28 protein-coding genes are annotated in these 25,100 nt (G+C 65.5%); 1 reads left to right on the forward strand and 27 read right to left on the reverse strand.

The window, feature by feature from the left end; genetic code table 11:
* Window positions 1-62: 62 nt before the first annotated feature.
* From rplQ to ACLB0R_RS01610, 27 genes are all read right to left on the reverse strand, one after another.
* Window positions 63-485: a 50S ribosomal protein L17 gene (gene rplQ / locus ACLB0R_RS01480; protein ID WP_416641507.1), complete on the reverse strand. Its 423-nt coding sequence runs from the start codon at window positions 483-485 to the stop codon at window positions 63-65.
* A gap of 215 nt (window positions 486-700) precedes the next feature.
* Complete coding sequence (locus ACLB0R_RS01485) at window positions 701-1,765, reverse strand: DNA-directed RNA polymerase subunit alpha (protein WP_416641509.1); 1,065 nt, start codon at window positions 1,763-1,765, stop codon at window positions 701-703.
* A gap of 103 nt (window positions 1,766-1,868) precedes the next feature.
* Window positions 1,869-2,258, reverse strand: a complete 390-nt coding sequence (gene rpsK, locus ACLB0R_RS01490; protein WP_416641510.1) for a 30S ribosomal protein S11 — start codon at window positions 2,256-2,258, stop codon at window positions 1,869-1,871.
* A gap of 109 nt (window positions 2,259-2,367) precedes the next feature.
* Window positions 2,368-2,736 carry a 30S ribosomal protein S13 gene (rpsM, locus tag ACLB0R_RS01495; RefSeq protein WP_416641512.1) on the reverse strand — a complete coding sequence of 123 codons (369 nt, stop codon included), beginning with the start codon at window positions 2,734-2,736 and terminating at the stop codon, window positions 2,368-2,370.
* A 430-nt stretch (window positions 2,737-3,166) separates the two neighbouring features.
* On the reverse strand, window positions 3,167-4,129 hold the full coding sequence (nadA, locus tag ACLB0R_RS01500) for a quinolinate synthase NadA (protein WP_416641514.1): 963 nt from the start codon (window positions 4,127-4,129) through the stop codon (window positions 3,167-3,169).
* A gap of 51 nt (window positions 4,130-4,180) precedes the next feature.
* On the reverse strand, window positions 4,181-4,951 hold the full coding sequence (locus tag ACLB0R_RS01505; RefSeq protein WP_416641516.1) for a hypothetical protein: 771 nt from the start codon (window positions 4,949-4,951) through the stop codon (window positions 4,181-4,183).
* A gap of 69 nt (window positions 4,952-5,020) precedes the next feature.
* A complete protein-coding gene (locus ACLB0R_RS01510; RefSeq protein ID WP_416641518.1) occupies window positions 5,021-5,701 on the reverse strand; it encodes a DUF4230 domain-containing protein in 681 nt (226 codons plus the stop codon).
* Window positions 5,701-6,558, reverse strand: a complete 858-nt coding sequence (locus ACLB0R_RS01515; RefSeq protein WP_416641520.1) for an MBL fold metallo-hydrolase — start codon at window positions 6,556-6,558, stop codon at window positions 5,701-5,703. Before ACLB0R_RS01515 ends, ACLB0R_RS01510 begins: the two co-directional genes overlap by 1 nt.
* Window positions 6,559-6,673: 115 nt before the next feature.
* Window positions 6,674-8,314 (reverse strand): M56 family metallopeptidase, encoded by a 1,641-nt coding sequence (locus ACLB0R_RS01520; protein WP_416641521.1) that lies wholly within the window; start codon window positions 8,312-8,314, stop codon window positions 6,674-6,676.
* Window positions 8,311-8,679: a BlaI/MecI/CopY family transcriptional regulator gene (locus ACLB0R_RS01525; RefSeq protein WP_416641523.1), complete on the reverse strand. Its 369-nt coding sequence runs from the start codon at window positions 8,677-8,679 to the stop codon at window positions 8,311-8,313. Before ACLB0R_RS01525 ends, ACLB0R_RS01520 begins: the two co-directional genes overlap by 4 nt.
* A gap of 306 nt (window positions 8,680-8,985) precedes the next feature.
* On the reverse strand, window positions 8,986-10,269 hold the full coding sequence (locus ACLB0R_RS01530) for a glycosyltransferase (RefSeq protein ID WP_416641525.1): 1,284 nt from the start codon (window positions 10,267-10,269) through the stop codon (window positions 8,986-8,988).
* Between the two features lie 60 nt (window positions 10,270-10,329).
* A complete protein-coding gene (gene grxD, locus ACLB0R_RS01535; protein ID WP_416641526.1) occupies window positions 10,330-10,662 on the reverse strand; it encodes a Grx4 family monothiol glutaredoxin in 333 nt (110 codons plus the stop codon).
* A gap of 12 nt (window positions 10,663-10,674) precedes the next feature.
* On the reverse strand, window positions 10,675-10,908 hold the full coding sequence (locus tag ACLB0R_RS01540) for a BolA family protein (RefSeq protein ID WP_416641528.1): 234 nt from the start codon (window positions 10,906-10,908) through the stop codon (window positions 10,675-10,677).
* The gene (locus ACLB0R_RS01545; protein ID WP_416641530.1) at window positions 10,908-11,231 is read right to left on the reverse strand and encodes a DUF1476 domain-containing protein; all 324 of its coding nucleotides are present in this window, start codon (window positions 11,229-11,231) and stop codon (window positions 10,908-10,910) included. The genes ACLB0R_RS01540 and ACLB0R_RS01545 overlap by 1 nt, the downstream gene beginning before the upstream one ends.
* 213 nt (window positions 11,232-11,444) lie before the next feature.
* On the reverse strand, window positions 11,445-12,446 hold the full coding sequence (locus tag ACLB0R_RS01550) for an NADPH:quinone oxidoreductase family protein (protein ID WP_416641531.1): 1,002 nt from the start codon (window positions 12,444-12,446) through the stop codon (window positions 11,445-11,447).
* Window positions 12,427-13,041, reverse strand: a complete 615-nt coding sequence (gene leuD, locus ACLB0R_RS01555) for a 3-isopropylmalate dehydratase small subunit (protein WP_416641533.1) — start codon at window positions 13,039-13,041, stop codon at window positions 12,427-12,429. Before leuD ends, ACLB0R_RS01550 begins: the two co-directional genes overlap by 20 nt.
* The gene (locus tag ACLB0R_RS01560) at window positions 13,041-13,889 is read right to left on the reverse strand and encodes an N-acyl homoserine lactonase family protein (protein ID WP_416641535.1); all 849 of its coding nucleotides are present in this window, start codon (window positions 13,887-13,889) and stop codon (window positions 13,041-13,043) included. Before ACLB0R_RS01560 ends, leuD begins: the two co-directional genes overlap by 1 nt.
* Window positions 13,886-15,331 (reverse strand): 3-isopropylmalate dehydratase large subunit, encoded by a 1,446-nt coding sequence (gene leuC / locus ACLB0R_RS01565; RefSeq protein WP_416641537.1) that lies wholly within the window; start codon window positions 15,329-15,331, stop codon window positions 13,886-13,888. Before leuC ends, ACLB0R_RS01560 begins: the two co-directional genes overlap by 4 nt.
* 39 nt (window positions 15,332-15,370) lie before the next feature.
* The gene (locus tag ACLB0R_RS01570) at window positions 15,371-17,104 is read right to left on the reverse strand and encodes a B12-binding domain-containing radical SAM protein (protein ID WP_416641539.1); all 1,734 of its coding nucleotides are present in this window, start codon (window positions 17,102-17,104) and stop codon (window positions 15,371-15,373) included.
* A gap of 108 nt (window positions 17,105-17,212) precedes the next feature.
* Window positions 17,213-18,172, reverse strand: a complete 960-nt coding sequence (locus ACLB0R_RS01575) for an NAD-dependent epimerase/dehydratase family protein (protein ID WP_416641542.1) — start codon at window positions 18,170-18,172, stop codon at window positions 17,213-17,215.
* Window positions 18,173-18,181: 9 nt separating this feature from the next.
* Window positions 18,182-19,081 carry an alpha/beta hydrolase gene (locus ACLB0R_RS01580; protein ID WP_416641544.1) on the reverse strand — a complete coding sequence of 300 codons (900 nt, stop codon included), beginning with the start codon at window positions 19,079-19,081 and terminating at the stop codon, window positions 18,182-18,184.
* A gap of 87 nt (window positions 19,082-19,168) precedes the next feature.
* Entirely contained in the window at window positions 19,169-19,855 is a 687-nt protein-coding gene (locus tag ACLB0R_RS01585) for a ferritin-like domain-containing protein (protein WP_416641545.1), read from the reverse strand.
* A 167-nt stretch (window positions 19,856-20,022) separates the two neighbouring features.
* A complete protein-coding gene (locus tag ACLB0R_RS01590; protein WP_416641547.1) occupies window positions 20,023-20,685 on the reverse strand; it encodes a CoA transferase subunit B in 663 nt (220 codons plus the stop codon).
* The gene (locus ACLB0R_RS01595) at window positions 20,685-21,002 is read right to left on the reverse strand and encodes a DUF5076 domain-containing protein (protein WP_416641549.1); all 318 of its coding nucleotides are present in this window, start codon (window positions 21,000-21,002) and stop codon (window positions 20,685-20,687) included. Before ACLB0R_RS01595 ends, ACLB0R_RS01590 begins: the two co-directional genes overlap by 1 nt.
* Window positions 20,999-21,706, reverse strand: a complete 708-nt coding sequence (locus ACLB0R_RS01600) for a CoA transferase subunit A (protein ID WP_416641550.1) — start codon at window positions 21,704-21,706, stop codon at window positions 20,999-21,001. The genes ACLB0R_RS01595 and ACLB0R_RS01600 overlap by 4 nt, the downstream gene beginning before the upstream one ends.
* A 71-nt stretch (window positions 21,707-21,777) precedes the next feature.
* Window positions 21,778-22,470: a VIT1/CCC1 transporter family protein gene (locus ACLB0R_RS01605; protein WP_416641552.1), complete on the reverse strand. Its 693-nt coding sequence runs from the start codon at window positions 22,468-22,470 to the stop codon at window positions 21,778-21,780.
* 161 nt (window positions 22,471-22,631) lie between these two features.
* Window positions 22,632-23,549: an SMP-30/gluconolactonase/LRE family protein gene (locus ACLB0R_RS01610; RefSeq protein WP_416641554.1), complete on the reverse strand. Its 918-nt coding sequence runs from the start codon at window positions 23,547-23,549 to the stop codon at window positions 22,632-22,634.
* Between the two features lie 76 nt (window positions 23,550-23,625).
* Here ACLB0R_RS01610 and ACLB0R_RS01615 point away from each other — a divergent pair, with 76 nt between their 5' ends.
* Window positions 23,626-25,065: an NAD-dependent succinate-semialdehyde dehydrogenase gene (locus ACLB0R_RS01615; protein ID WP_416641556.1), complete on the forward strand. Its 1,440-nt coding sequence runs from the start codon at window positions 23,626-23,628 to the stop codon at window positions 25,063-25,065.
* The last annotated feature ends 35 nt before the right edge of the window (window positions 25,066-25,100 follow it).

A 25,100-nucleotide genomic window follows, 5' to 3' on the forward strand; every position in this document is an offset into this window, starting at 1 on the left:
ATGAAAAAGGAGCCGCACCGTAACAGGCGCGACTCCTTTGTCGAGATAGGTCGATGGGGCGCTTAGGCCGCCTGGTCGAAATCCTCGTCGGTCATCACCGGGCCCGAATCCTGGCCCTTGGCCGACACGTCGCGGTCGACAAATTCGATGATCGCCATCGGCGACGCGTCCGACGCGCGGATGCCGGCCTTGATGATGCGGGTATAGCCACCGTTGCGGCTCGCATAACGCGGCCCGAGCACCTCGAACAGCTTTACCAGCTGCGCATCGTCGAGCAGGCGGGCGTGCGCCAGGCGGCGATTGGAGAGGCCACCCTTCTTCGCCAGCGTCACCAGCTTTTCGACGTACGGGCGCAGTTCCTTCGCCTTGGCGACGGTGGTGGTGATCTGTTCGTGCTTGATGAGCGCGGCCGCCATGTTGCGGAACAGCGCTGCGCGGTGGGCCGAAGTCCGCTGCAGTTTACGGCCGCCAACCTTGTGACGCATGGGTCTTCCTTTCGTTCGTCAGGGGGCCGGATGAGGTACCCCAGGCCAGGTGGGACGGTGGCCACCCATCAAATCCGTCACCCCGGACTTGATCCGGGGTCCAGCTTTCTTCGTCGCAGGCCCGACGCGGAAGTGAATTCCGCGTCGTCGGACCTCACTCACGCGAGGCCGGCCGGGTTGATTTCATCTCCGGCGCGGCGCGCACCGGTGTGAAATCAACCCATAATCTCCTGCTCGAGCTTCTTCGCCATTTCCTCGATATTCTCGGGCGGCCAGCCCGGGATTTCCATGCCGAGGCGCAGGCCCATGCTCGACAGCACTTCCTTGATCTCGTTCAACGACTTGCGGCCGAAGTTCGGCGTGCGCAGCATCTCGGCTTCGGTCTTCTGGACCAGATCGCCGATATAGATGATGTTGTCGTTCTTGAGGCAATTGGCCGAGCGGACCGAGAGTTCGAGCTCGTCGACCTTCTTGAGCAGGTAACGGTTGATCTGCTGGGTATCGCCCGCAACCTCGCCCGACGAGGCGGGCGCGGCAACGCCGATCGGCGCCGAGCGCGTGATCGTCGTGTCGTCGAAATGGACGAACAGCGCGAGCTGATCCTGCAGAATGCGCGCGGCATAGGCCACCGCGTCTTCAGGCGTCACCGTGCCGTCGGTCTCGACCGTCAGCGTCAGCTTGTCGTAATCGAGTTCCTGGCCGACGCGGGTGTTCTCGACCTTGTAGCTGACCTGGCGCACCGGCGAATAAAGCGCGTCGACCGGGATCAGGCCGATCGGCGCATCGGCCGGGCGGTTGGCGGTCGCGGGCACATAGCCCTTACCGGTGTCGGCAGTCAGCTCCATGTTGAGCGTCGCGCCATCGTCGAGGTGGCAGATGATGAGATCGGGGTTCATCACCTCGATGTCACCGCTGACCGCGATGTCGCCGGCCTTGACTTCGGCAGGACCCGTCGCGGCGAGCTGGAGGCGCTTCGGCCCCTCGCCCTGCATCTTGAGCGCGATCTGCTTCACGTTGAGAACGATATCGGTCACGTCCTCGCGAACGCCGGCCAGCGACGAGAATTCGTGCAGCACATTCTCGATCTTGATCGAGGTAACAGCGGCACCCTGGAGCGACGAGAGCAGCACGCGGCGCAGCGCGTTGCCGAGCGTCAGGCCGAAACCGCGTTCGAGCGGCTCGGCCACAAAGGTCGCCTTGCGCGACCCATCACCCCCGGCCTTCATCTCAAGGCCATTGGGCTTCTTCAATTCCTGCCAGTTCTTTGCATTGACAGACACGGGCTTCCCCTTGCTTTTGGGCGGGAACGTCAACACCGACGCGCCGGCCGTGGGATAAATGTCCGCGCTGCGCGATCAACCGCGCGCGGACGGGGACGAAAGCTTAAACGCGGCGACGCTTGGAGGGGCGAACGCCGTTGTGCGGGATCGAGGTCACGTCGCGGATCGAGGTGATCTGGAAGCCGACCGCCTGCAGCGCACGCAGCGCCGACTCGCGGCCCGATCCCGGACCCTTGACCTCAACCTCGAGCGTGCGGACGCCGTGCTCAGCGGCCTTGCGGCCGGCGTCTTCCGCGGCGACCTGGGCGGCATAAGGCGTCGACTTGCGCGACCCCTTGAAGCCCATCATGCCCGCGGACGACCACGAAATCGCGTTGCCCTGGGCATCGGTGATCGTGATCATGGTGTTGTTGAAGCTGGCGTTCACATGCGCGACGCCGGAAGTGATGTTCTTGCGCTCCCTGCGACGGAGACGCTGCGGTTCACGTGCCATTGGTTTATATCCTGACCATGAATTCTTGGTTCGGAGATCGGCGGGCGGTCAGCCTCTTGCCTGCCTCCGGCGGAGAAGAAGTCGAAAACAGTCCCCCGGACTGTTTTCGTTACTTCTTCTTCCCCGCGATCGGCTTGGCCTTGCCCTTGCGGGTGCGCGCATTGGTGTGCGTGCGCTGGCCACGAACAGGGAGCCCCTTGCGATGGCGCAGGCCGCGATAGCAGGCCAGGTCCATCAGGCGCTTGATGTTCATCGCGGTTTCGCGGCGCAGGTCGCCTTCCACCGTGTAGGCGGCGTCGATCGTCTCGCGGATCTGCAGCACTTCCTGATCGGTCAGGTCCTGCACCCGCGTCGCATCAGCGATGCCGAGCTTGGTGGTGATCTCACGCGCCTTGGCCGGGCCAATGCCGTGGATATACTGGAGCGCGATGATCACGCGCTTGTTGGTCGGGATGTTGACACCCGCTATACGTGCCATGAACGATATTCTCCCAGCTCCACGGGGGCACGCATGGCTGGCGGCACCCCATCTCATCGCGTTGCATACCCAAAACGTACGATAGCGGCGCACGCGCGAAACCGCGCCGCCGGCAGCCGTGCTTTCGGATTGCGGGCAGTTAGGGGCGAGTCCCGGCGCTGTCAAGCGGGGCGGCAGGGATTTTTGGGTAAGCGTTGCGCCAGCTTATCCGCCACGAGCCGCCACATTCGCTGTACAGCAATCCCGCTATCCCCCTCTCCCCTTGCGGGAGAGGGATACGCAGACTTGGCGGTTTACCGCCTAGTCGGAGTTGGGTGAGGGGGTGTTGTCCCGGCCTATCGATGGCGGGAATCCCCCTCTCCAAGCTTCGCTAGCCGCTTCCAGCGGCAAGCTGCGCTATCCTCTCCCGCAAGGGGAGAGGATGAGTGGATCAAGCCGTCATCTCCAGCATGCGGTCCAGGCTGTGCTTGGCCTTCAACCGCAGCCCCTCCTCAATCTCGATGCGCGGGCTCAGGTCACGCAGGGCGAGGTAGAGCTTCTCCATGGTGTTCAGCGCCATATAGGGGCATATATTGCAATTGCAGACCCCGTCGGCGCCCGGCGCGCCGATGAAGGTTTTCCCCGGCATCGCCTTTTCCATCTGGTGGATGATGTGCGGCTCGGTCGCGACGATCAGCATGTCGCCGGGCATATCGTTGGCGTATTTCAGGATGCCGCTGGTCGACCCGACATAATCGGCGTGATCGAGGATATAGCCCGGGCATTCGGGGTGCGCGGCGACCGGCGCGTGTGGGTGGAGCGCTTTCAACTTGAGCAATTCGGTCTCGCTGAACGCTTCGTGGACGATGCACACGCCCGGCCAGAGCAGCATGTCGCGCCCGGTCTTGCGCGCGAGATAACCGCCCAAATGCTTATCAGGGCCGAAGATGATCGGCTGATCGGTGGGGATTTGCGCGAGGATGCGTTCGGCCGATGAGCTGGTGACGATGATGTCGCTCAGCGCTTTCACCTCGGTCGAGCAGTTAATGTAGGTGAGCGCGATGTGATCGGGACGCGCGGCGCGGAAGGCGGCGAATTTGTCTGCCGGGCAGCTATCTTCTAGGCTGCACCCGGCATTCAAGTCGGGCAGCACGACGATCTTGTCGGGGCTCAGGATCTTGGCGGTCTCGGCCATGAACTTGACGCCGCAAAAGGCGATGACATCGGCATCGGTCGCCTGTGCCTTGCGGCTCAAGTCCAGACTGTCACCGACGAAATCGGCCAGGTCCTGGATTTCCGACTGCTGGTAGTAGTGCGCGAGGATCACGGCGTTGCGCTCGCTGCGCAGCCGGTCGATCTCGGCGCGCAGATCGAGCCCCGTCAGGCTGCCGCCAATACCGTTACGCGCGTCCATTTGTCTTCTCCCGCCGGTGCGCCGCCCACATGGCCCCAGCGAGCGGCGGGATCAACCCGCCGGAAAGGGCGGAAATGCCAAAGGCGCAATCGCTTCGCCGATCGAACCCGCGACAACCAGCTTGTAGAGCGCGAGGCCGATGGGGGAGAAGCTGATGATGTCGGTCACGGCTTCGGTCACCAGCATGCCGCCCAAGCCCCATGCCCAGGCCGGGTGGATGCGGCCATCGCGGCGCTGATCGGCGATCACCCCCACCAGCGGCCAGATGAAGGTGCAGAGCAGCGCGGCGTGATAGGCCCAAGGGATCAACAGCGGCATCGGCAGCATGCGGCCGAAGGCGGGGCCGGTCAGCATCGCCATGCCGCAATAATTGAGGCGGCGATGCCAATCGGTCTGCCGCCGGAACGCAATGCCCGCATAGAAAAGCACCGTCGCGCCGACGATCGTCAGCGTATCGAACACCAGGAAATGCAACGGCTGGAAGATCGGCGGGGTATGGCCCCGGCGGATATCGAAGATGGTCACTGCCGTCCCCACCACGATCATCAGAATCAGCCAACCCGCCGCGATCCAGCCCAATTGCCGGTGGAGCGCCAATGGCCCCCGCGTCGCGAGCCAGTTCTGCGTGAGGTAAATGACCACCCAGCCCATGAACGTCACGGCATGGGCATGGACGATCAGCGGCGAATTGAACGTCGACATCCCGCGCAAATGTGCCTGCACGAACCCGACCACGATCAGCCCGCACATGACGAATGCCATGGTCAGGAAAAACCCGTCATCCCCCCGCGTCGACGCGCGGTTGCCCGGTAGCGTTGCCATGGTTGCCCTCCCCCTCTTCGCTCCTCATCAGCTTTTTAGCAGATCAGGCGCCGGGATAAAGTCGGGCGCCTACTCGCCATTCCCCAGCACTTCGCCGACCGAGCGGCTGACGTCCCAAGGGCGATCATCGGTATGCGCCTCGTCAGCGAAGTGGACGGCGACCTTGGCGTCGATCCCCGCGGCGGCGAGCGGCATGGCGAAGCTGCGCTCGATCGCGCGGCGAGTGGCATCGCGGGCAAGCGTGATCATCGCGGGCGCTCGCGCCTGTTGGGTGAGCTCGGTCTGTGCGGCGGCGCGATTGGCGGCGTCGAGCTGCTCGGTCGCGTTGGTGAAGGTCGCGAGCAGGCCGCCATCGCCATATTCGCGCACCCGCGCCAGATCGACCTGGGGCGGATCGGTCTCGATCGGCGGCAGCGTGACCGAGAGCGTGCCGCTCGCCTTGTCCCACTGCAGGTCGCGCTGGCGCAGCTTGCCGAGATCGACTTCGTAGCGAACGAGGCCAGGCATGATCAGCGTCTTTTGCGTACTCAAGCCCAGCCGCGTCTGCGTCGAGGTGACGACCGCGACATATTGCGCGGTGAAGGCCGAGAGCTTGTTCTGCGCCTGCAGCCCTTTCAGGCTGGCGGTGGCGATCGTCTGCGGGTCGGGGTCGAGCCGGTGCTGGACGTAACGGTTGAGCCCCCACAGCCCCCCGACGATCAACGCGGCGGTGATGCCAAGCGCGGCGAGGAATTGCAGGAGACACCGCATCAAGCCGCCTTTCGCCAGTCGTCCCGGTCGCCCGTCGCCAGGCCCCGGTCGCGCAGGTCGATCAAGTGTGCGAGCACCGATCGTCCCGCCGCGCCGTTCAGCCGCGGGTCGAGCCCGACATACATCCGCGCGACCATATCGGGAATATGGCCGACCCCCTCGCCGAGCAGCTTCAAGATCTGATTCTCGCGCTGGCGACGATGGCCGATCAGCCCGCGGACGAACTGGCGTGGTTTCTCCACAGGCTCGCCATGCGCGGGGTAATAGACGCGGTCGTCGCGATCGTGGAGCCGCGCGAGGCTCTCCATATAGGCGCGCATATCGCCATCGGGCGGCGATACGACGCTGGTCGACCAGCCCATCACATGGTCTCCGGTAAACAGCGCGCCGCTCTCCTCCAGCGCGTAGCAGAGGTGATTGCTGGTGTGGCCGGGGGTGGCGATAGCGGTGATCGTCCAGCCCTCGCCGCGCACTTGCTCCCCATCAGCCAGCACCATGTCAGGGGCGTAGGTGCGATCGAATGAGGCGTCAGCGCGCGGGCCGGCATCGTCGAGCACCAGCGGTGCACAACCGATGATCGGCGCGCCCGTCGCCGCTTTCAGCGCCGCCGCCGCCGGGCTGTGATCGCGATGGGTGTGCGTGCAGGTAATCGCGCGCACCGGCCGGCCGTCAATCGCGCGGAGCAATGCCTCGATGTGGTGCGCATCGTCAGGCCCCGGATCGATCACCGCGACATCGGTCGTGCCCACCACATAAGTCTGGGTGCCGGTATAGGTGTAAGGTGACGGATTGGGCGCCAGCACGCGCGCGACGAGCGGCTCGATCGTGATGCTGTCACCGGTGGGGAGCGCCGTCATCCGTTGGAGATGGCGGTTAGCCGCTGGCAAGGCAAGAGCCGTCACGCAAACGCAGGCGGCCGGCGATCGCCCTCCCGACGATCACCGGCCGCGCGCTCGCTTCGCAACCAGGGGGCTAGTTCAGCTTGGCGAGATCGGCTTGGAGTTCGGCGATGGCTTGGTCGATGGCCTTGCTCGCCTCTTCATCGCCCTTGCCGGTGAGCCGGGCACGCGATGCCTGCAGGCTGCGCAGCGCCGATTCATAAGCGTGGCGCTCGATATCCTTGCTGTTGGTGGCCACCGTCGCGGCATGGTTGGCCATGCGCTCGATCCGGTCGGTGCAGATGATGATGATCCGCTTGCCGTCCTTGCCCTTGTGGATCACCGGCTCATGGTCTTCGCCCGCAGCGGGGCCGCAGTTGGTCGAGCTGACTTGCGGAACGTCGGGCACGTCGCGCGTCTCGTCACTGATGACGCGGCCGTCCCTGTCGCGGCGAATGATGCGGATGCGCTTGTGGACGTGGCGGTCGCCGGCCTCATCACTGCCGCCATCGGCATAGACCATCACGCGGCGCTCGACCTTGTCACCCGGCGCCGGCGGCGCGGGAGGCGCCACGGGGGCCGGTACCGCGACATCGTCGCCAGGGGCTGGCGGCGGTGCGGGTGGAGCAGGGGCATTTTGCTCGCCGACCAACGGGGCTGCGGGCGCAACGGGCGCTTTTGCGAGCGCGCGGAGTTTACCGGGTGCAGCCGGCGCGACGGGTGCCGCCGGCGCCACCGGTGCATCGAGCGTCGCGACATCGGCGCCGATTGCATCGCTGACGCCGCTGCGCAGCCGCTCTGCCGCTTGCCCGCCCGATGCAGTAAGCCCCAGCCCCGCCAGCGTGATCGCGATTACCGAAACGGCACCGCCCGCCAGCCGCAGCCACGAAGTCCTTAGTTTCGAAAGCATCCTCAACCTCCCTTTCAGATCATTGATGGTGTGGAGATGGCAGGCAGCGGAAACCGCCCCGCCCAACAGACCGCCCTGCGCCGATTTGACGATCGCGCGGCCATAAGCGTGGCGCAGCGCGGGATCGCGCCGGGCGAGCACGCGCGCGTCGCACGCCATTTCCTGGTCGGCGCGGAAGGCCCGGAAGCTGTACCAGGCGATCGGGTTGAACCAGTGGGCCGCCAGCACGGCGAGCGCGACCCAATTGGCGATCAGGTCGCCGCCGTCATGATGCGCCAGCTCATGCTCGAGCGCGAGGCTGCGCTCATCGGCATCATAGCGCTCGCGGAAATCAGCGGGGAATGCGACGTAGCGGCGCCATATCCCGAAGGCGAGCGGTCCGGCGGCGGCATCGGTCTCGATGATCGCGACCGGCGCGCCTTCAACAGCACGCGCGCTCGCCAGCATCCGCCGGCAGAAGCGGCGATAAGCCATCAGATGCCAGACAAGAAAGACGATGGCGCCGGCCGCCCATATCCACAGCAGCAGCATCGGCGATAGCGACCAGCCGGTCGATGTTGCGGCGGGAGCCAGCGCGGGCAGCCGGGTCGATACCGGATCGATCACCAGCACTTCGATGCTCTGGCTGGCGCGCGCGATCGGCGCGGCGGCTTCCTCGCGCCAGGCGACGGGCAATGACGGCAGCAACAGCCGCGCGGCGGGCAGCAGCCACAATGTATAAGCGACGCCCGGCCCGAATGCTCGGCGCACCGGCGCTCGCAGCACCAGCACAACGAGCATCAGCATCGACGACGCGAGTAGCGCGTCGATCGCCCAGCCGATCACGCCTTCAACTCCCGCAGCAACGCCTCGATCTCGGCGATGTCCTGCTCGCTCAGCGCGTCGCGCTCGGCAAGGTGCGCGACGAGCGGCGTCAGCTTGCCGCCGAACAGCCGGTCGATCAGCCGCCGCGATTCGTGCGCGACATAATCCTCGCGCGCCACCGCCGGGCGATAAAGGTAGCGCCGGCCATCCTCCTCATGCGTGATCGCTTTTTTCGCGAGCAGCCGGCCGAGCAAAGTCTTGACGGTGTTGGTGCTCCAGCCGCGCTCCGGCGCGATGCGCTCGGCGACACCCTGAGCGGAGAGCGGCGCGTGCTCCCACAGCACTTCCATCACCGCATGTTCCGCGTCGCTGATCCGCTCGGCCATCGCCAACTCCCCGTCGACTACTCGTGTAGTCGTTACGATTACGCGTGTAGTCGCAAGCGATGAACGGCAGATGAATGGAACGGCGCGTGCTGCTACCGGGGCTGTCGGGATATTTGACAATCACGGCCAGTGCCAACCAGCCATTAACCGTCACCGACCGCAGTTTTCCTGGGCTTTGCCGGTTTGGCACGCGCAGTGCAACGCTTGGATCACGCCGAGCGACATCGCTTCAGCTGGGCGGATCGGTCGCTCTCCTGTCCAGTCTCGCGCCGATCCGCCCGCACCCGGCAAACCCAGCCGAAACCCCTAGCCCGCCGCCGCCGTTGCCAGCCGCTCGCGCGCGCCCCAAAGCCGCTTACCCGCCAGCCGCTCGGCGGTATGCGCCAGCGCCTGCGGATAGATGTCGGAGAGCAGCAGGTCGAACGTCCGCGTCCAGCTGAACCGATCGAGCACGTGTTGGCGCGCGGCGCGGCCCATGCCGGAGTGATCTCCCTGCCAGACCGCCAGCACATTCGCGGCCATCTGATCGACGTCATCGACAGGACCGAGCAGCCCCAGCCCCGCCGGCACGCGATCGACCATCGCGCCACTCGCCACGCCGACCACCGGCAGCCCCGACGCCTGCGCTTCGACGATCGAAATGCCGAAGGTCTCATCCGCCATCGCCGATACATAGATATCGGCCGAGGCCAGCGCCCGCGCCAGCCGGGCACGATCGCCCTCGAACCCCGTGAACGCGATGTTGAGCCCGGCGCTTTCCGCCTTCAGCCGCTCGGCAAGCTTGCCGTCGCCAATCATGAGGAGGCCCGCGCCCAGATCCGCGGGCAAGCGGCGGAACATATCGACCAGCCGGTCGGCGCGCTTCTCATTGTCGATGCGACCGGCGTAGATCAGCAGCGGCCCCTCGCCCGTCAGCCCCAGCGCGGCGCGATAGCTCGGGTCGCGGCGCTCAGGCGCAAAGGCGCTGGTATCGACGCCCAGCGGCAGCACGCTGGACCGCGTAATCTTCCGCCCCGCCAGGATTTCGCGGATGTCCTCGCTCAGCGTGTAGACCCAGTCGAACTCGCGATAAGTGATCTCGGCATAGCCATAGGACAGCCAGCGCAACGCCCCGGCAAGCGCCGGCCCGACCTTGGGCAGCATCACGCGATGGACATGCGCATTGGGGAAATCGGTCGAGTAGCCCGCGACCAATGTCGTTTCCGGGAAAGCGCGGCGATGGTGGATCGCGGTCCACGGCAGCACCCAGGGGCAGAGCGATTCGACGATGTCCGGGCGATAGCGCGCGAGCAGCTCGCGGACGATCTTGGTGCGCAGGATGAAGCGGTAATTGGGGCTGCCGCGCACCGGGTCGGCGCCGACTTCCGCCCAGATGTGGCGCCCATCGGCCACCACCTTGTCCTCCGGCCCCGGCACGATCTGGAGCAGCCGGTGCGGCGTATGGTTGAGGATATAGTCGCGCTTTTCGCGCAGATAAGTGCCAACGCCGCCGCCCGCGACGGGCGAATAGCTTTGCGTCAGATCGCAAATGAGCAGCGGGGGCAGGGTTCCGGTCGTGACCCTAAGGTCATCCGGCGCCGGCAATTTCATTCGCTCCCCCCGGTCAAGCGTGGCGGCTCAGGCTGTGCACAGCCTTGTTGTTGCCGAGGCTTATGCCGCGCCGACCAGCCCGTGGGAAGAGAACAATTCGGCCAGCTCACCGGTGTCGAACATCTCCATCATGATGTCCGATCCGCCGACGAATTCACCCTTCACATAAAGTTGCGGGATGGTCGGCCAGTCCGAGAACTCCTTGATTCCCTGGCGGATTGCCTGGTCCTGCAGCACATCGACGCTGCCGAACTCGACGTTGAGATGCTGGAGGATCGCGACCGCCCGGCTGGAAAAGCCGCATTGCGGGAACAACGGCGTCCCCTTCATGAACAACAGCACGTCGTTCTGGGCAACGATGTCAGCAATGCGGGCCTGGGTGTCATCGGTCATCTGCGTCTTCCTTCAATCGGGCACGGCGGTGGTCAATTGCAGCGCGTGGAGCACGCCGCCCATCCGCCCGCCAAGCGCGGCATAAACCGCCTGATGTTGTTTGATGCGCGGCAGGCCCCGGAAACTGGAGCTGGTTACCCGCGCGGCATAATGATCACCATCGCCGGCGAGGTCAGTGATCTCGACCGCCGCATCGGGAATGCCCGCGACGATCAGCCGTTCGATCTCCTCTGGCGGCATCGGCATTAGAGCGCTTCCAACAGCTGACGGCGCGCTTCGATCGCCTTGTCGTTGATCGCGGCACGGACGGTCGCATCGTCCATGTCGACCCCGGCGGCAATCAAATCGCCGAGCAACTTCCGCACCACGTCTTCGTCACCCGCTTCCTCGAAATCGGCCTGGACGACCGACTTGGCATAGGCGTCGGTCTCTTCCGGCGTCAGCTTCATCAGCGCCGCTGCCCATTGGCCGAGCAAGCGGTTGCGCCGCGCGGTGACCCGGAAGACAAATTCCTGGTCATGCGCGAATTTCGCCTCGAACGCCTTTTCCCGGTCGTCAAAGGTGGTCATTGCGGGCGGGTCTCCACTGGCTGTTGTTTGGGAGATAGGATGCGTCGGCGCGCAAGGCAACGGGGTGGCTACTGTCGAGAGAGTAAGGGGTCGTCTTGCCAATAGCGATTTGACGTCACCCCGGGCTTGACCCGGGGTCCCGCTTCTTCGAGCGTTAACTAATAGCGGGACCCCGGCTCAAGGCCGGGGTGACGGTAGCGAAAAAGGGCAGACCTACTCCCCTACCCGCACCACCAATTTCCCAATCGCGCCGCGCGCCGCCATCTTGGCGATCGCCTTGCCGCCATCGGCAAAGTCGAACACTTCGGTCACCCGGGGCGCAATGGCCCCGTCCTTCCACAGCCGGAACAGCCGGTCGACATGCGCCTGGTTTGCCTGCGGGTCGCGCGCCGCAAAGGCGCCCCAGAACACGCCGCACACATCGCAGCTCTTGAGCAAGGTCAGGTTGAGCGGCAGGCGCGGGATGCCGGCGGGGAAGCCGATGACGAGATAGCGCCCTTCCCAAGCGATCGAGCGCAACGCGGGCTCGGCATAATCGCCGCCGACCGGATCGTAGATCACGTCCGCTCCCGCCGGGCCGACCGCGGCCTTGAATTGATCGGCCAGCGCCTTGGATTGCTCCTTGTCGAACGGCGCGCGGCCATAGACGATCGTGTCGTCCGCGCCCGCCTCGCGGCACGCCGCCGCCTTTTCCTCGCTCGATACCGCCGCGATCACGCGCGCGCCGAATGCCTTGCCAAGCTCGATCGCCGCCAGCCCCACGCCGCCCGCCGCGCCGAGCACGAGCAATGTCTGCCCTTCCTTCAGATGCCCGCGATCGAGCAGCGCGTGGATCGTCGTCGCATAAGTGAGCAGCAGCGCCGAGCCTTCCTCGAAGCTGCGCCCTTCCGGCAGCGCGTGCACGCGCGCCGCATCAACCACAACTTTCTCGACGAGCCCGCCATGCCCGACCATCGCGATCACCCGATCCCCTGGGGCAACCCGCGTCACCCCCTCGCCGACGCTTTCGACCACACCGGCAATCTCGCCACCCGGCGCGAACGGGCGCGGCGGACGGATCTGATATTTGTCCTCGATGATCAGCACGTCGGGATAATTGATCGCGCACGCCTTGACCGCGACGACCACCTGCCCCGGCCCGGCGACGGGATCGGGCAGCTCGCCAATCTCCAGCGTCTCGGGGCCGCCCGGCGCGTTAGACAGCAGTCCCTTCATGCATTCTCTCCCGGCTGATCCAAGGCCGGTCATGCGCGATGCCGGCTTCGTAGGTGGCGATGGCCGCATCCCTTGCCAGTGTCAGGCCGATCTCGTCCAGCCCCTCGATCAGGCATTGGCGGCGGAAGGGATCGAGCTCGAAGGTAAAGCGATCCTGGAACGGCGTCGTCACCGTCATCGTCTCAAGATCGACGGTGATCGGCTGGCCCTCGGCAGCAACCGCCAGCAGCCGGTCGATCGCGTCCTGCGGCAACACCACGGCGACGATGCCGTTCTTGAACGCATTGCCTGAGAAAATGTCGGAAAAGCTGGGCGCGATCACCGCCGTGATGCCCATATCGGCGAGCGCCCAGGCGGCGTGCTCGCGGCTCGACCCGCAGCCGAAATTGTCGCCGGCGATCAGGATCGGGCTGCCGGCGTAACGCGGATCGTCGAACACATTGCCCGGCTCTGCCCGCACGCTTTCGAACGCGCCCTTGCCCAGCCCCGCCCGCGCAATGGTTTTCAGCCAATGCGCCGGGATGATGACGTCGGTATCGATATTCTTGGCGCCCCAGGGATAAGCGCCGCCTTCAACCCGCCGGACCGGCTCCATCAGTCGGCGGACGCAGGGAAGGCAGGCAGCTTGGCGATGTCGCGGGCGTCGTGCTGGATCACGACGGTGGCGTTCAGGTTCTTGGCCAGGCCCTTCACGCGCTCCATCGATGCGATGCTGTCGGCGCGATCGGTGTTGAAGCCGGGCACGCCGTTGCTGTCATAATTCTCCCGGAAATGCGCGACATCGCCCGAGAGCAGAATGGGGCCCATCCCCACGAGCTTGACCAGCAGCGAATGATGGCCCGGCGTATGCCCAGGCGTCTCTAGCATCGTCACAGTGCCGTCGCCGAACACGTCGCGGTCACCGGTGACGGGATCGACCGCGCCGCCATTCTTGGTCCATGCGGTCGCCAGCGCGGGATTGATACCGAACGGCACCGGATTGGCGCGCATCGCCTCCCAGTCGCGCGCGCCGATCATCAGCTTGGCCTTGGGGAAATCATCCGACTGGCCGAGATGATCGAAGTGATAATGGCTGATGCCGATCAGCGAAATCTGCTCGGGCTTGACGCCGATTTCATTGAGCTGCTCGACTACCGTCTTGGTCACGGTCGGCGAGAAAGTGTCCTTGCTGTTCATCGCCGCGCCCTTGAGCGCCGCCGGCAAGCCCGTCTCCCACAGCAGGTAGCTGTCGCCATGCTTGATCAGATAGCAGCTGTCGGTGATCCGCGTCTTGCGGCCGACATAGGCCTTCACGTCGGAAAACGCGTCCATGTCGTTGACCTGGATCGTCCCGCAATCGAGCCGCCACAATTTGATCGCGCCGCTCGGCTGGCCGCTGACTGATACCGCGGCGGCGCCGCTCAAGATGGTGCCCAAAGCAAGCAGATACAGCGCACGTTTCACGGTTGCGACCCCTCCCCCATCAGCTCCCTGACATCGGTCAGCCGCCCGGTCACTGCCGCCGCCGCTGCCATTGCCGGCGACACGAGATGGGTGCGCGCGCCAGGTCCCTGTCTCCCTACGAAATTCCGGTTGGAAGTGGAAGCGCAGCGTTCGCCGGGCGGCACTTTATCCGGGTTCATCGCGAGACACATCGAGCAGCCCGGCTCGCGCCATTCGAAACCCGCTTCGATCAGCGTTGCGGCGACGCCTTCCGCTTCGGCCTGGCGCTTGACCAGCCCCGATCCGGGCACGACCAGCGCGCGGACGCCATCGGCAACGTGGCGACCCCGGGCGATGGCGGCGGCAGCGCGCAGATCCTCGATGCGGCTGTTGGTGCAGCTGCCGATGAAGACGTGCTGCACGGGCACGTCGCGCATCGCGGTGCCGGGGGTAAGGCCCATATAGTCGAGCGACCTGCGCGCGGCGGCCTGCTTGGCGGGATCGGCAAAGCTCGCCGGATCGGGCACTGTGCCAGTGATCGGCACGACGTCCTCGGGACTGGTGCCCCAGGTAACATTGGGCGCGATATCGGCCGCGTCGATCACCACGCGCTTGTCGTAGATCGCGCCGGGATCGGTCGCGAGCGTCCGCCACCAAGCGACCGCACGGTCCCAATCGGCTCCCTTGGGCGCCATCGGCCGGCCCTTGAGATAGGTAAAAGTCTTGTCGTCGGGCGCAATCAGCCCCGCTCGCGCGCCCGCTTCGATCGACATATTGGCGATGGTCAGTCGCCCCTCGATCGACAAATCGCGGATGACGCTGCCGGTATATTCGATGACATAACCGGTGCCCCCGGCCGCCCCGATGCGGCCGATGATCGCAAGCACCACATCCTTCGCCGACACCCCTGGCGCGAGCGTACCGTCGACGCGGACTTCCATCGTCTTCGATCGCTTGAGCAGCAACGTCTGCGTCGCCAGCACATGCTCGACTTCGCTGGTGCCGATCCCAAACGCCAATGCCCCCAGCGCGCCATGCGCCGAGGTATGGCTGTCGCCGCAGACCAGGGTCGTCCCCGGCAACGTAAAGCCCTGCTCGGGCCCGACGACATGCACGATGCCCTGCTCGGGCGCGGTCGCGTCGATATAGTCGATGCCGAATTCGGGTGCGTTGCGACGCAGCGCGTCGAGCTGCGCGGCGCTTTCGGGGTCGGCGATCGGGATCGGGTGGCCAGCGGCGTCGACGCGCGGCGTGGTCGGCAAGTTATGATCGGGCACCGCCAGCGTCAGGTCGGGCCGGCGCACCGTGCGCCCCGCGACGCGTAACCCCTCAAACGCTTGGGGGCTGGTGACTTCATGGACGAGATGCCGGTCGATATAGATCAGGCACGTCCCATCATCGCGCCGCTCGACGACATGCGCATCCCAGATTTTTTCGTAGAGCGTTTTCGGTCCGGTCCCCATCGGCTCCCGGCCTTAACGCCAAACCGCGCGGCTGCAACCCTAGGCGGCTTGCGCCTGCGCACGCCGTTTGTCGGCGATCGGCGTCGAGCGCGTATCCGACAGCAGGTGCGAGTCGTTTGGCGCCTCGACCGGGGTGATCGCGAGATCGCGATACGCCAGGCGATTGGGGTCGTTCATGATCCGCTTCAGGATGCGCCTCAGCTTCCACCAGGTATGGATCGTGATGCTGACCGACCAAGCAACGTGCGCCAGATAGCGCGGATAGAAAACCAGCGGGTTTTCGATTGGCAGCCCCGGCCGGCGGTTGCGGCGGCGTTTGATGCGGATCCACCCCGATTCGAGCTTGGCAACGCCTTCCAGCCGCACCGCCTCGCGATACGCGATCAGCCGGTGCATCGTGGTCAGCCGGCGGTTCGAGCCGAGCGCGACCAGCCGCTTGAGCACGCGCTCCATATGCTCCCACGAATAGAAGCTGCGATGCGCGTCGCGATACGCCCGCTCCCACTCGTCATCGGCCATGCGCGGATGGTGTGTGACGCGGTGGTTGAGGTCGTATTTGTTGAGGTCGGGGTCCATCCACACGCCCGCTTCGTAAAGCTTGCGATGGTCCTCGCTGCCCGGCAGCGGGGTGAGGTAGTTCATGTAGAGCGTATCGATGGCGAGCTCGTTCTTCAGAATCTCGATATCGCGCATGATCGCGTCATAGGTGTCGTTGGGGAAGCCGATGATATAGCCGCAGGTGATCACCACAGGATATTGCTTCCACGCGAGGAACATCGCGCGATAATCCTCGACGCGGTTCTGGCGCTTGTTCGCGGCTTCCAGATTGTCGGCATTGATGTTCTCAAGGCCGATGAACACTTGATCGGCACCCGCGGCGACGACCTTTTCCATGAAGCGCGGCACGCGATGTGCCAGCACATCGACCTGAATGACGAGCCGGACCGGGAAGCCTTCCTCCTTCAGCTCGATCAACCGATCGATGAACGCTTCCCAATTCTTGTTCCGCGCAAAATTGTCGTCGGTCAGGAAGAATTGGCTGATGCCTTGCTCGGCATTCGCCTTGACGATGCGCTCCAGATCCTCGGGCGTGCGGAACCGGCTTTTGCGCCCCTGCACGTTGATGATCGTGCAGAACGAGCACTCGAACGGGCAGCCGCGCCCGAGATCGAAGCTCGCATATTTGGCGAAATTCTTGGTGACGTGCTCGCGCGGCAGATGCGGCACCGGGGCACCGGCGATGCCGGGCGTGTCTTTCAGATAATTATAGACCGGCTTCAACTTGCCCGAATACGCGTCGAGCAGCACATCGTCGATCCGCGCTTCTTCCGCCTCGCCCGCGAACACCGAAATGCCGAGCGCTTCCATCTCGGCGAATTCGGGCGGCAACGTCTTGAGCATCGAGATACAGCCCGAGACGTGGAAACCGCCGATGCACACCGGCAAGCCCGCCGCGCGGAACTGCTTGGCAAGGTCGAGCGCGTGCGGAAACTGGTTCGACTGCACGCCGACCAGGCCAATGAACGCCCGTCCGCCATTGTCGCGGATGTTGCGGATGATCTTGTCGACCGAGAGTTTGGTGTTGATCTCGTCGATGATGTGCATGTCGCGCGGCACATCGGCGAGCACGCCACGCTCGAACGCATCCTCGACGATGCCGACCATGCAGGCGAGCGAGTTGGAGGGGATCATCGACCGCCACCATTGCAGCGGATAGCCCTCGTCGTCGTACCGCGTCGGTTTGATCAGATAGACCTGGAAACGCTCGCCCATCGCAATCCCCCCGTTGCGGTGCAATCCCTAGCATCAATGACGGGTTGTGGCGACTCGATCAAGTATGGCCAATAGGCCTTGCCGCCCCGCACCGGGAATGAGGCGCGATCAAGTGGCCGCGGCGATAATCGGCGACGTATAGGCCGGATCATGCGCCACCGGCAGCGGCGCGCCCGCGCGCAGCGCGGCGAGGACAGCGGCGAAATCGGTCCTGGCGCGCCAGCCGAGCACGCGCTCAGCGCGCGCGGCATCGTAAATGCGGTCGATCGACTCGGGCAGCACCCAGCCGCGCGCGGCATAGAGATCGGCTGCATCGGGGAAGCGGCGCGCGATGACGCCCGCCGGATCGCGCTTCAGCTCGGCCGCCTCGTCGCGCGCAAAAGGCGTCGGCGCCGACAGAATGAAGGTATCGAAGCCAATCGCCGGCGCGCGATCGAGCGCCATCAGATGCGCCTCGACCGCATCCTCGACCGTCAACCGGCGATTGAGCAGCTCATTGGCTTTCAGATTCTCGCCGGAGGGCTTGGCGTGCGTGTCGTCATCCTCGGGGAAGAAGCGCCCGGTGCGCAGGATGAGGCACGGCAAGCCGTGGAGCTGGTGATAGAGCCGGCAGAGATGTTCGGCGGCCAATTTGGTGACGCCATAGATGTTGCGCGGCTCGAGCGGCGCTATCGTCTCGTCGATCCACACCGCCGCCTCACCTTCGGCGCGGCGAATGGCCTCGGAAATCATCAGCGACGTGGTCGAGGTGAAGACGAACCGGCTCGCCCCCGCCGCTACCGCCGCATCGAGCAGGTTGAGCGTGCCGGTCACATTCACATCGATGAACGCCTGCACCGGATACCGCGCGATGTCGGGCTTGTGCAGCGCGGCGGCGTGAATGACCGCATCGAAGCGATGCTCGGCAAACAGCCGGTCGATCAGCGACCGATCCGCGACCGTGCCGACGACATCGGTATACGCCCCCGGCGCGACATCGAGCCCGGTTACCTGATGCCCCGCCGCCCGCAACTGCGGCGCGAGGTGCCGGCCGAGCCAGCCTGATGATCCGGTCAGCAAAATACGCATGGTGCGCCGCTACTTCGCAGCCGCAGCGCCGTCCAGCCGGGCGTTGAGGAAAGCGACGCTGTCGGCAAGCACCGGCGCCGTGCCGCGGAACGGCTTGCTGAGCGCCATCACCACGCCTTCATGGCTCAGGCCCGGATAATCACGGAAAGCCACGGGTGCGCCCAGTGCGTGCAAGCGATCGCGCAGCGCAATGCTGTTGCGCGGCTTGACCGTGGTGTCGGCGGTCGAGGTGACGAGCAGCATCGGCGGCGCATCGGCGCGCGCGTAACTGATCGGCTGCGTCTCGCGCGGATCGGGATAGGCGCCGAACGCCGCCTTGGCGTTATCGGTGGTGAAGGGGTAGAAATCATAAGGGCCGCTCAGCCCGACCACGGCCTTCACGACGTGCGGATCGGCGCAGGTCGCGATGAGGTAGCGCGAGTCGAGCGCGAGAAGCGCAGCGATATGCGCCCCCGCCGAATGCCCCATCAGCGCGATGCGCGCCGGGTCGCCGCCATAATCGCGGGCATGGTCGCGCGCCCAGCGCACCGCCTCGGCCGCATCGGCGACGAAAGCGGGGAAGCGCACTGCCGGCACCTTGCGGTAATCGGGGATGACGACGACGAAGCCCTGCGCCGCCAGCGCTCGCCCCGCAAAGGCATAGCCTTGCCGCGTCCCGTCATGCCAGCCGCCCCCATAGAAGAACACGATCACCGGGCGGGGCCCGTTCGTTGCCCCTGCGGGCCGCCAGACATCGAGCCGTTGGCCATGCGTGCCGAACGCGATGCCCGACGCGGCCTGTTCCGCGCCGCGCCCGCCACCCGCAAGCCCGTCGAGCTGGCTGAGCTTGTCGGGCCCCGGCACGAGGAAGAACCAGAGGCCGAAAGCGGCGATCAGGAGAGCGAGGATGCCAAGCAGGGTGCGGATCATGCCGCCTGCATCGCCGAGCGACGGTGCAGACGCAAGAGCCGTCGCCGATAACCGCGCCCCGGCGAGCGGGGAAGCCCTGGTTCGCTGTTACGCCGCCAGCGCGGTGGGACGAACGGGTGCTTCGACGACGGGATCGTCAGCGTCGGGCCAGCGCTCATAGCGGCCGACCCAGGGATTGAGGAACAGGACCGGCAGCTTGAGCAGCAAGAGCTCGCCATGAATGAAGCCGTCGATCGCGCGTTCCCACCATTTGGGGTCGCGCTTGCCGTTCGCTTTCAGCCAGCCGTCATAGGGCGCCCAATGGCTCGGCTCGTCGCGCTCGATGATCTGGAAAATCTTCATCAGCGTTTTGTCGCGCTGGACGATCGGGTGGTTGAGCAGGACATGGACTTGCTTGTGACCGCGCTGCTCGGTCAGCGAGATCACCCGGCACAGCCGCTCGAACAGCCGATCGTCGGCAATGATCGCCTGGGTATCGAGCTCGTCGATCGTACGGCGGAACATTATTTCCACGAAACGATCGATATGGCCGCAGGTGCGATCGACCTTGAGCGGCATCACTCCGCGCAGCTCGAACCAGCGGCGGAACATGACGTAATGTTTCCGCTCATCGGCGCGATGCTTCTCGATCGCGGCGATCAGCTCGTGATCGTCAGGTGCGCGGCCGCGCACGGCCTCGAGCACGCGATCGATGCTCAAATAGCCGCGGCGCTCGTTATAGATGTAAATCGAGCCCAGTAGATCGAGGTAACGGCGGCGAATAAAGTTCAACATAGGAGCGTTAATAGGGCCGGCTTGGGTTAAGAGCAACGCCGCATGGGCGATAGGCGGTATCAGGGCAGGACGATCAGGCGCTCTCGCCCCTTTTGCGCGTCATCCCAGCGCAGGCTGGGATCGCATGCGGCAGGCGGCCCCAGCTTCCGCTGGGGCGACGATCCGTTTCAAGCCGCGACCGCGACCTTATACGCCGCCGTCGTCTTTGCCGCGACTTCCTCCACCGTCACGCCTGGCGCCAGTTCGATCAGCTCGAACGGGCTCGCATGATCGGGGCGATGGAACACGGCGAGATCGGTGATGATCATGTCGATCACGTTGCGGCCGGTCAGCGGCAGCGTGCAGGCGGGAATGAATTTGGGGTCGCCGTTCTTGGAGGTGTGCTCCATCACCACGACGATGCGCTTGACGCCGGCGACCAGGTCCATCGCGCCGCCCATCCCTTTGATCAGCTTGCCGGGGATCATCCAGTTGGCGATGTCGCCGCCCTCGCTCACTTCCATCGCGCCGAGCACGGTCAAGTCGATATGCCCGCCGCGAATCATCGCGAAGCTCTGCTCCGACCCGAAATAGGCCGATTGCGGTAGCTCGCTGATCGTCTGCTTGCCGGCGTTGATCAGGTCGGGATCGACCTCGTCAGGGTAAGGGAACGGCCCGATGCCGAGCATGCCGTTCTCGCTCTGCAGCGTCACGTCCATGCCGGCGGGAATGTGGTTCGCTACCAAAGTCGGGATGCCGATGCCGAGATTGACGTAGAAGCCGTCCTGCAGCTCCCTCGCGGCGCGCGCCGCCATGTCATCGCGGGTCCAGCCTTTGGATCCTTGGGGCATCAGTGCTGCTCCTTGCGGGGAACGAATTCGATCGGGCTGTCGGTCGGGCGGTTGCGTTCGGCATCGACGCCTTCCCAGATGCGCGCCCGCGCCTCGGCCTCGCTGATCTGCACGGCGCGGGCATAAGCCTTGGCGGCATGGCCGATCGCATCGACCAGGGCGACGCCGAAGCCGATCGGGTCGGCACCCACCGGCACGGGGTTGATGAAGCAGAAGACGGGGCCGTCCTCGGTTGCCCACATCCGCAGAAATTCGCGCGCGCCCACCAGATTCTGGGCATAGGGCGTCAGGTCGATGGGGATGGGCTTGTCGCTCACGCCGACACCCGCTCGCGCGTGGTGACAAATTCGATCTTCTTGTCGTACGGCGCGCCCAGGATCAGGCGGTTGACGTAAATGCCGGGCAGGTGAATCTGGTCGGGGTCGAGGCTGCCGACCGGCACGATTTCCTCGACCTCCGCCACGCAGATCTTGCCCGCGGTCGCCATCGGCTGGTTGAAATTGCGCGCGGTCTTGCGGAAGACGAGGTTGCCCGTCTCGTCGGCTTTCCAGCCCTTGATGATCGACAGATCGGCGAAAATCCCGCGCTCCAGGATATAATCCTGCCCGTCGAAGGTCTTCACTTCCTTGCCCTCGGCAACCAGCGTGCCGACGCCGGTCTTGGTGTAGAAGCCCGGAATACCCGCCCCGCCCGCGCGGCAGCGCTCGGCCAGCGTGCCTTGCGGGGAGAATTCGACTTCGAGCTCGCCCGCCAGATATTGCCGCTCGAATTCCTTGTTCTCGCCAACATAGGACGAGATCATCTTCTTCACCTGGCGCGTGCGGAGCAGCTTGCCGAGCCCCTCGCCATCGATGCCGGCATTGTTGCTGGCAATCGTCAGGTCTTTGACGCCTGCATCGCGGATCGCGTCGATCAGCCGCTCGGGGATGCCGCACAAACCGAAACCGCCCGCGCAGATCAGCATGCCGTCGAACAACACGCCCTCCAGCGCGGCGGCGGCATTGGGGTAGAGCTTTTTCATGAAGGCGGGCTCCGGACAAGAGTCGAGCAATGCCCCGGCGCTTAGCCCCGTGCCCGAGCCATGGTCAACGCCTAGCCCACATGCCCCACGGCGAGGCCGACGCCCGCCGTCACCGCCATCGCGATGCCGCCCCAGAATGTCACCCGAACGGTCGGCCAAAGCACCGGCGCACCCCCGGCCACCGCGCCGACGACGCCGAGCACCGCTAGATAGACGAGCGAGCCGATCCCGACGCCCACCGCGACCAGACTGATCGGCAGCAACAGCACGAGCAGCAGCGGAAACGCGGCGCCCGCGGTAAAGCTCGCCGCCGAGGCCATGGCTGCCTGCACCGGCCGAGCTTCCAGCTCGGCGGTCAGCCCCAGCTCGTCGCGCATATGCGCTTCCAGCGCGTCGCGTTCGGTCAGCTGCTGGGCGACCTGCTCGGCAAGGGCCTGGTCGAGCCCACGCTCGACATAGATGCGCGTCAATTCCTGCAGCTCGGCCTTGGGCGCGACTTTCAGCTCCAGCGCTTCCTTGGCGCGCTCGGCTTCCTCGGTATCGCGCTGCGAGCTGACCGAGACGAACTCGCCCGCCGCCATCGACATCGCCCCCGCGACGAGGCCGGCGACACCGGTGATCAGGATCGCCGATTGCGGCTGATGCGCGGCGGCAACGCCGATGATCAGGCTGGCGGTCGAGACGATGCCGTCATTCGCGCCGAGCACGGCGGCGCGAAGCCAGCCGACGCGCGAGATCAGGTGCTTTTCTTCGTCCTTCGCCATTTAACACCTTCCAGCCTGTCTACACTCAACCGTCACCCCGGCCTCGTGCCGGGGTCCACTGTGCCGAACGCGAAACGCTCAGGCTTCCTGCCCTTGACCAAGACGCTTGGTGGACCCCGGCACAAGGCCGGGGTGACGATGATTAATGGCCCCTGATCCCCTCAATACGCCAGTTTCAGCCCCGGTCGAGCCCACCTTATCTTCGCCAGCTTGCCCGTTCCCGACAGGCAGATATAGGCGTCCATAAGGTCAGGGCCGCCCCAGCAGATATTGGTGGTGAAGGGGTCGGGCGTCGGCACGAACTCGACCAGCTCGCCCGTCGGCGACACGACCGAGATACCGCTTTCGCCGATCGTCGCGACGCAGATATTGCCGCTCGCCTCGACGCCTAGCGAATCGAAGAATTTGTATCCGGCCGGGCGATAAAGCGGCCGCCCCGCGCCGCCCAAGCCTGCTGTCTGGTCGACCTTGCCGGGCGCGATCACGTCGAAAGCCATCAGCCGGCATGTATAAGTCTCCGCCGCATAGAGCGTCTTGCCATCGGGCGAGAGGCCGATGCCATTGGGGTTTTCGCTGGGGAAGATCACTTCCTCCAAGTGGCTGCCATCGGCCTTGGCGTAAAAGATGCCGGTAATGTCGCGCTCGCGCGGGCGGTTCTTGCCGTGATCGGTGAACCAGAAGCCGCCATGATCATCGAACACGATGTCGTTGGGCCCGCGCAGGATGCAGCCGAAGTCGCCATCCTTGTAGAGCACCTCGACCGCGCCCGTCGCGATATCGATCCGCTCGATCCGCCCGCCCGAATAATCATCGGCCTGGCCGTGCGGGATCAGGAGACCGCTGGGGTGGGTGATGTAGTTGAAGCCGCCATTGTTGCAGCAATACAGCTTGCCGTCCGGCCCCAGCGCCAGGCCATTGGGGCCGCCGCCCGGCTCCGCGACGGTTTCCTTGGCTCCATCCGGCCGAACCCGCGTGATCCGCCCCGCCGCGATCTCGACCAGGATGATGCTGCCGTCGGGCATCGCCACCGGGCCTTCGGGAAAGCGCAGCCCTTCCGCGACGATTTTTAGCTCGGCCATCCCCTATCCTCTCGCTTTGTTCGGTATCGGCACCTATCTGCCGCCTGACGCCCGACCCGCCAAGGAGAATTCGCCCATGTCCAATGCCGCTTATGACGCCGATCTCGCGCTGTTCGTCGATGGCGCCTGGGCAGCCGGCGAAGGCCGCGACACGCGCGCGGTGGTGAACCCCGCCACCGGCGGCGCGCTGGCCGAGGTGCCGCTGGCGAGCGCAGCCGATCTCGACGCCGCGCTCGCCGCCGCCGACAAGGGCTTTGCCGTCTGGCGCAAGACCGATGCGACCAAACGCGCCGCCATCCTCCACAAGACTGCGCAACTGCTCCGCGACCGCGCCGAGGCGATCGCGACGATCATGACCCGCGAGCAAGGCAAGCCGCTGGTCGAATCGCGCGCGGAAGTCGCAGGCTCGGTGCAATTGTTCGACTGGTATGCCGAAGAGGCGCTGCGGGCTTATGGGCGTGTGCTGGTGCGGCCGGAAGGGCAACGCTCGATCGTCATCCAGCAGCCGGTGGGTGTGGTCGCGGCGTTCTCGCCGTGGAATTTCCCGCTCTACCTGATGGCGAAGAAGCTCGCGCCGGCGCTGGCGGCGGGCTGCTCGGTCATCGCCAAGCCGCCCGAGGAGACCCCCGGCTGCACTTCCGCGCTGATCCGCTGCCTCGACGATGCCGGCCTGCCCAAGGGCGTCGCGCAACTCGTCTTTGGCGTGCCCGATACCGTCAGCCGCCACCTGATCGCCTCGCCGATCGTGCGCAAGGTGAGCTTTACCGGATCAGTGCCGGTTGGCAAGCATCTGATGCGGCTGGCGGCCGACGGCGTGAAGCGCACGACCATGGAGCTGGGCGGCCATGCGCCGGTGCTGATCTTCGCCGATTGCGACCTTGAAAAGACGCTCGACATGGTGGTGCCGCAGAAGTTCCGGAATGCGGGCCAGGTGTGCGTCTCGCCGACGCGCTTCCATGTCGAGGAGTCGATTTACGAGGATTTCCTTGCTGGGTTCGCCGCGCGCACGGCGCAATTGCCGGTGGGCGACGGGCTCGATCCCGCCAATCGCATGGGGCCTTTGGCGAACGTCCGCCGCCCCGAGGCGATCGAGCGGCTGGTCGACGACGCCAAGGCCAAGGGCGCGCGCACGCTAGCGGGCGGCGAGCGGCTGGGGAACGAGGGCTTTTTCTTCCGCCCGACGCTGCTTGCCGATGTGCCGCTGGAAGCCGAGATCATGTCGACCGAGCCCTTCGGCCCCGTCGCGGTCAGCCGCCCGTTCAAGACGATGGACGAGGCGATCGCCGAGGCGAACCGCCTGCCCTATGGCCTCGCCGCCTTCGCGTTTACCGAAAATGTCCGCCGCGCGAACATCTTGGGCGACGCGATCGAGGCAGGGATGGTCGGCATCAACAGCTTCGCGATCAGCAGCGCCGACGCGCCGTTCGGCGGGGTGAAGCATTCGGGCTTCGGCAGCGAAGGTGGGACGGAGGGCTATGCAAGCTATTGCGTGACCAAGGCGGTGCATCAGGCGTGAGGTGTGGAAAACTCCTCTCCCGCTTGCGGGAGAGG

It is taken from the genome of Sphingomonas sp. GlSt437, from assembly GCF_048015635.2.
GTDB lineage: Bacteria > Pseudomonadota > Alphaproteobacteria > Sphingomonadales > Sphingomonadaceae > Sphingomonas.

Bases quoted from the DNA above. Each gene is read 5' to 3' on its own strand.
- ACLB0R_RS01540 (WP_416641528.1), bottom strand. From the start codon at position 10,908: ATGCCGATGCCGCCAGAGGAGATCGAACGGCTGATCGTCGCGGGCATT.
- ACLB0R_RS01610 (WP_416641554.1), bottom strand. From the start codon at position 23,549: ATGGCCGAGCTAAAAATCGTCGCGGAAGGGCTGCGCTTTCCCGAAGGC.
- ACLB0R_RS01545 (WP_416641530.1), bottom strand. From the start codon at position 11,231: ATGACCACCTTTGACGACCGGGAAAAGGCGTTCGAGGCGAAATTCGCG.
- ACLB0R_RS01530 (WP_416641525.1), bottom strand. From the start codon at position 10,269: ATGAAATTGCCGGCGCCGGATGACCTTAGGGTCACGACCGGAACCCTG.
- ACLB0R_RS01590 (WP_416641547.1), bottom strand. From the start codon at position 20,685: ATGCCCCAAGGATCCAAAGGCTGGACCCGCGATGACATGGCGGCGCGC.
- ACLB0R_RS01600 (WP_416641550.1), bottom strand. From the start codon at position 21,706: ATGAAAAAGCTCTACCCCAATGCCGCCGCCGCGCTGGAGGGCGTGTTG.
- nadA (WP_416641514.1), bottom strand. From the start codon at position 4,129: ATGGACGCGCGTAACGGTATTGGCGGCAGCCTGACGGGGCTCGATCTG.
- ACLB0R_RS01585 (WP_416641545.1), bottom strand. From the start codon at position 19,855: ATGTTGAACTTTATTCGCCGCCGTTACCTCGATCTACTGGGCTCGATT.
- rpsM (WP_416641512.1), bottom strand. From the start codon at position 2,736: ATGGCACGTATAGCGGGTGTCAACATCCCGACCAACAAGCGCGTGATC.
- ACLB0R_RS01510 (WP_416641518.1), bottom strand. From the start codon at position 5,701: ATGCGGTGTCTCCTGCAATTCCTCGCCGCGCTTGGCATCACCGCCGCG.
- ACLB0R_RS01580 (WP_416641544.1), bottom strand. From the start codon at position 19,081: ATGATCCGCACCCTGCTTGGCATCCTCGCTCTCCTGATCGCCGCTTTC.
- ACLB0R_RS01550 (WP_416641531.1), bottom strand. From the start codon at position 12,446: ATGAAGGGACTGCTGTCTAACGCGCCGGGCGGCCCCGAGACGCTGGAG.
- ACLB0R_RS01605 (WP_416641552.1), bottom strand. From the start codon at position 22,470: ATGGCGAAGGACGAAGAAAAGCACCTGATCTCGCGCGTCGGCTGGCTT.
- grxD (WP_416641526.1), bottom strand. From the start codon at position 10,662: ATGACCGATGACACCCAGGCCCGCATTGCTGACATCGTTGCCCAGAAC.
- rplQ (WP_416641507.1), bottom strand. From the start codon at position 485: ATGCGTCACAAGGTTGGCGGCCGTAAACTGCAGCGGACTTCGGCCCAC.
- leuC (WP_416641537.1), bottom strand. From the start codon at position 15,331: ATGGGGACCGGACCGAAAACGCTCTACGAAAAAATCTGGGATGCGCAT.
- ACLB0R_RS01515 (WP_416641520.1), bottom strand. From the start codon at position 6,558: ATGACGGCGCTCCCCACCGGTGACAGCATCACGATCGAGCCGCTCGTC.
- ACLB0R_RS01525 (WP_416641523.1), bottom strand. From the start codon at position 8,679: ATGGCCGAGCGGATCAGCGACGCGGAACATGCGGTGATGGAAGTGCTG.
- ACLB0R_RS01505 (WP_416641516.1), bottom strand. From the start codon at position 4,951: ATGGCAACGCTACCGGGCAACCGCGCGTCGACGCGGGGGGATGACGGG.
- ACLB0R_RS01570 (WP_416641539.1), bottom strand. From the start codon at position 17,104: ATGGGCGAGCGTTTCCAGGTCTATCTGATCAAACCGACGCGGTACGAC.
- ACLB0R_RS01615 (WP_416641556.1), top strand. From the start codon at position 23,626: ATGTCCAATGCCGCTTATGACGCCGATCTCGCGCTGTTCGTCGATGGC.
- rpsK (WP_416641510.1), bottom strand. From the start codon at position 2,258: ATGGCACGTGAACCGCAGCGTCTCCGTCGCAGGGAGCGCAAGAACATC.
- leuD (WP_416641533.1), bottom strand. From the start codon at position 13,041: ATGGAGCCGGTCCGGCGGGTTGAAGGCGGCGCTTATCCCTGGGGCGCC.
- ACLB0R_RS01575 (WP_416641542.1), bottom strand. From the start codon at position 18,172: ATGCGTATTTTGCTGACCGGATCATCAGGCTGGCTCGGCCGGCACCTC.